This window comes from Pseudoalteromonas sp. G5_S1_54_S4 (assembly GCF_054968565.1).
The window spans coordinates 1-2,395 of sequence record NZ_JBQKUL010000100.1 but is presented as its reverse complement, the minus strand read 5'-3'; the positions used below and the strand labels follow the sequence as shown (position 1 = coordinate 2,395).

At 44.9% G+C, this 2,395-nt stretch carries 2 protein-coding genes; both read right to left on the bottom strand.

Annotated features, from left to right (window positions below; all coding sequences use genetic code 11):
- Positions 1–63: 63 nt before the first annotated feature.
- Positions 64–816, bottom strand: coding sequence for an IS21-like element helper ATPase IstB (gene istB, locus ACTRWE_RS18955; RefSeq protein WP_335675223.1), 753 nt, complete (start codon positions 814–816; stop codon positions 64–66).
- Complete coding sequence (gene istA / locus ACTRWE_RS18950; RefSeq protein ID WP_013465376.1) at positions 809–2,302, bottom strand: IS21 family transposase; 1,494 nt, start codon at positions 2,300–2,302, stop codon at positions 809–811. Before istA ends, istB begins: the two co-directional genes overlap by 8 nt.
- Between the last annotated feature and the right edge of the window lie 93 nt (positions 2,303–2,395).

The window sequence follows — 2,395 nt, the reverse complement described above, 5'->3', positions numbered from 1 at the left end:
TATCTAGCGTCAATTAACTTGGCCGGTTCCGCGTCAATTATCTTGGCCGGTTGACACCGAATTTTATTTGCTCTTATTGAGCGCTGTTTTGCGTCGGTAACTTTCACCTTCGCAATGAATAATCGTGGCATGATGAACCAAACGATCGATTGCCGCGACTGTCATCGTTGAATCTTCAAATAGTTCATCCCATTGCTCAAATGATTTGTTTGATGTGATGATCATGCTGTGTCGCTCATAGCGATGGGCTATCAATTCAAACAGCACGCTCGTTTCCTGTTCCGTTTTTCGAACGTAACCAACGTCATCAACGATTAATAAGCTGTATTTATCGAGCTTTACAAGTTCATCTTGCAAGCGTAAATGTCGCTTTGCTTGCTGGAGTTGTTGAACAATCGCTGACGCGGCAACAAACTTAACTTTATGGCCCTGCTCGATAAGGCCATAACCGATACTACTGCCGATATGCGTTTTACCAAGACCACTGGCGCCAAATAGCAATATATTGCCACCGTGCTTCAACCAATCCGGCTGATTTATTAAATCAGCAACAAGGGGCTTACTAACCCCATCAACAAGGGTAAAGTCGAAGCTGCTAAGGTGTTTACCCACGGGCAATTTTGCATCTTTTAAAAGCCGCTGAAGGCGTTTATCATCGCGTGTCGCAAGTTCAATATGGCACAGCTCAGACAAGTATTGCTGCGGGCTCCATTGCTCTTCTATCGCTTTTTTGCCCAGGGTATTCCACTGTTGAAGCATGGTGCTAAGCTTTAATTGTTTCAGCATTAAAGGTAACGAGGCCGTGAAGTTATCCATGTAGGCCTCCCGGTATCATGCTGCTATAAGCGCTCAAGCTGTGTTGCTTTATTGTTATTGTGGGTATGTTTGATGCAATCACTAAAAATTGCGCTTCACATTCTCGGATGGCCGGTAATTGTCGCTGAGTAATTGACGCTGCTACAAATCGTCCTAATTGACGTTCACACCCACTTTGCTTCGCTAAATGGAGCAATTTCACCATGTAATAGCTCGCTTCATCCGCTAAAAGGTGGGCATTAACGTATTCCCAAATAGCTTTGTAATTGTCGCTTGGAAGTAAGTCGTCACGTAGTTGTGAGTAGCGAAATGCCAATGGTTTTTTAACCAGTGCGTCAATAACATGCAAGTAACTAATATTACGTGCACGGCACCCTTTAGAGGCATAGACACGCGCTAACGTTTGAACTAAATCGCTGCCATAGCGCAGCTCTAAACGGTTGTCATATAAACGAACAAGTAATCGGCTACCAACAAGGCGTGACGGGACGCTATAGGTAACACGTTTCAATGAAATAGTACTCGTACGTGACACCGTTAGATAATGCTCGGTGTAATTGACGCTCATCGTCCGTGGTAAAGCATGTAATTGTCGCTGCTCTACTGCGTATTTATCACTTACACGGCGATTACGGCGAGCTACAATGTCGGCAACAAACGATTCATAGACTTCTCTTGTCTGAAAGTCATAACTACCACGGATTTTTAATGCTTGCTCCAGTTGCGATTTAAGATGCCCATGAGGGCTCTCAATAGCCCCATTTTCATGCGCAATACCGCGGTTATTGCGGGTCGCTTTAAAGCCATAATGGGTGACTAATTCATTAAAGCGCTCTGTAAAATCGTTATCATTAGTGTGATTACGATACGCAGCACTCAGACTGTCTGTACGCACTTCTTTAGGCACACCGCCGGCTGCTTTAAATGCGTTTTGCACGCCATCAGAAAAAGCAGCAAAGCTTTCACCGCCGTAAATCACTTGGGCGTAAGCCCAGCCACTGGCGGGCATACGATAATGAAACAACATATGCTTTAGGGGTTCACTAGCAATGGTAACGGGTGACTTCACATGTGTAAAATCACACATACCTAATAGGCCATACTCGTGTGTTTGCAGGAATACGACCTCTTTACTTGAGCCATACAGTGCCCGCCATTTATGAATTCGACGCTCTAATGTACGCCGTGAGCTAGGGTTAAATTTGTCGGTGTGAAACTCGCAAAGGTGATCAAAAATTCCCACTGGAGTTAACGTTGCATCACCTTGAAGTAGAGGGACAACAATACTGTCCCAGATAGACTCAAGTGGATCTATACGCGTTCGCCATTGGCGTTTATTAGACAATGGCTGCTCATCCAGTTTATCAATGCGCCTTGCTGAACGTTCTGAAATACCTGCTTTCGCAGCCGCGATAACTTGGCTATTACGCTTTCTATGTTTCATATAAATAGTGACCTGCTGATCAGTGATTCGTGTTCCCGGCACAGTGAACTCCTCCGTTCTGCTGTACCGAACCTTATCAGATCAACCGGCCAAGATAATTGTCGCTAGACCGGCCACCGTAATTGTCGCTTAATA